General features: G+C 33.3%; 3 protein-coding genes. All 3 read right to left on the bottom strand.

Annotation, left to right across the window (positions count from 1 at the left end; all coding sequences use genetic code 11):
- Positions 1-246: hypothetical protein (locus tag A9G10_RS04625; RefSeq protein ID WP_143425954.1), on the bottom strand; the 246-nt coding region annotated here is incomplete at its 3' end.
- A 168-nt stretch (positions 247-414) separates the two neighbouring features.
- A complete protein-coding gene (locus A9G10_RS04620) occupies positions 415-1,422 on the bottom strand; it encodes a hypothetical protein (RefSeq protein ID WP_065558448.1) in 1,008 nt (335 codons plus the stop codon).
- A 168-nt stretch (positions 1,423-1,590) separates the two neighbouring features.
- On the bottom strand, positions 1,591-2,000 hold a 410-nt coding region (locus A9G10_RS12775), incomplete at its 5' end, for a hypothetical protein (protein WP_065558447.1).

Here is a 2,000-nt window from a genome sequence, read left to right as displayed (position 1 = left end):
TAGATTGGCAGGTAGTATTTTCTTGTCAGCATCGGGCGGTAAAGTTTCCGATAACGATACATGAAAAAATATCCTATCAGGGTCGAGATATTCGACGCTCTCCACATAATATATCTCGACATCTTTTATTACTTCTATGTTCGATCCAGATGTTTCAGATTTATCCGAATTGGTGTTGGTGCTGCAATTGCTGAGTAATAACAATGTGATAAAACTCATCAATAATAAATATAACTGCTTTTTCATTTTATTTCCTATGCACTTTTTATAAGACAACGTTAGGCTACTGGTTGTCTGATTCACTGTTTAAGCACACTTTGTGTGCTTTCCTGTTACATTTATTTTTATTATACCTTTTACTAACAATAAGGCACTTGTGTTAATTTTTACAAGATAATGTCTTGAAAGTTTCATTTAATGGCGATTATCACATTTAAATTCTATTCCGTCCCTGTAAGGCACAATAAAATCGAGGCCTTCACAGCTAAATGAAAACCATTCAAAACCAAATACCACTGGGGGTAAATCTTTGAATAATTGTCCTGCCCATTGGAATTTTTCATTTTCATAATCATGGTAATTGTTTAAACCAACTAATGAGGTACCTTCCGATTGATACATGCGCCTTTTAAAAAGAGTGTTACCTTCTTTATCTACAACTAGAAGTTCTCTTTCAAAAATTTTATAAATATCCAGTAGTTGTGGATGTTGTTCATCTACATAATCCTGAACATAAAAAGTCATATTATTCGCATTGGCCATGTAACTTTTTAGATACTTTGGGACATTTCCATAATTTCTATTTGATAATTTATCTGGTCCTGTATCCGGATAATTTGCATTTGGAATTAACCGCCAATCAAGTGGTGTAAGTTGTTCTTGTGCAAAAGGATTGTCTTTTGTTATAGAAACGAATAAATCATAATTTGAACGAAATCTTGGCAATAAATCTTGCGGTAAGTCGAATCCAATTCGAAAATCTTCCGTATTATAAGGAGGCGAACGATCGGATCTATAAGAATCTAATATCGCCGTTGCTTCCATAGATAAAATTGGATAGGAGTAGAGCTGATTGTTTGTGTAATCATAAATCCAGAAATACGCATCTTCTGCAATCCCTGCCATTTTCATAAACAATTTACGTTCTTTGTCGGTTAATGTATATTTTTTGGGGGTTAGATTGGCAGGTAGTATTTTCTTGTCAGCATCGGGCGGTAAAGTTTCCGATAACGATACATGAAAAAATATCCTATCAGGGTCGAGATATTCGACGCTCTCCACATAATATATCTCGACATCTTTTATTACTTCTATGTTCGATCCAGATGTTTCAGATTTATCCGAATTGGTGTTGGTGCTGCAATTGCTGAGTAATAACAATGTGATAAAACTCATCAATAATAAATATAACTGCTTTTTCATTTTATTTCCTATGCACTTTTTATAAGACAACGTTAGGCTACTGGTTGTCTGATTCACTGTTTAAGCACACTTTGTGTGCTTTCCTGTTACATTTATTTTTATTATACCTTTTACTAACAATAAGGCACTTGTGTTAATTTTTACAAGATAATGTCTTGAAAGTTTCATTTAATGGCGATTATCACATTTAAATTCTATTCCGTCCCTGTAAGGCACAATAAAATCGAGGCCTTCACAGCTAAATGAAAACCATTCAAAACCAAATACCACTGGGGGTAAATCTTTGAATAATTGTCCTGCCCATTGGAATTTTTCATTTTCATAATCATGGTAATTGTTTAAACCAACTAATGAGGTACCTTCCGATTGATACATGCGCCTTTTAAAAAGAGTGTTACCTTCTTTATCTACAACTAGAAGTTCTCTTTCAAAAATTTTATAAATATCCAGTAGTTGTGGATGTTGTTCATCTACATAATCCTGAACATAAAAAGTCATATTATTCGCATTGGCCATGTAACTTTTTAGATACTTTGGGACATTTCCATAATTTCTATTTGATAATTTATCTGGTCCTG

This window comes from Gilliamella sp. wkB308, assembly GCF_001690185.1.
Taxonomy (GTDB): Bacteria; Pseudomonadota; Gammaproteobacteria; order Enterobacterales; family Orbaceae; genus Gilliamella; species Gilliamella apicola_I.
Note: the sequence above shows the minus strand (reverse complement) of the source record. Positions and strands in the feature narration are given on the sequence as shown.

Excerpts from the sequence above, each read along its gene's own strand:
- A9G10_RS04620 (WP_065558448.1), bottom strand. The coding sequence starts at position 1,422 with ATGAAAAAGCAGTTATATTTATTATTGATGAGTTTTATCACATTGTTA.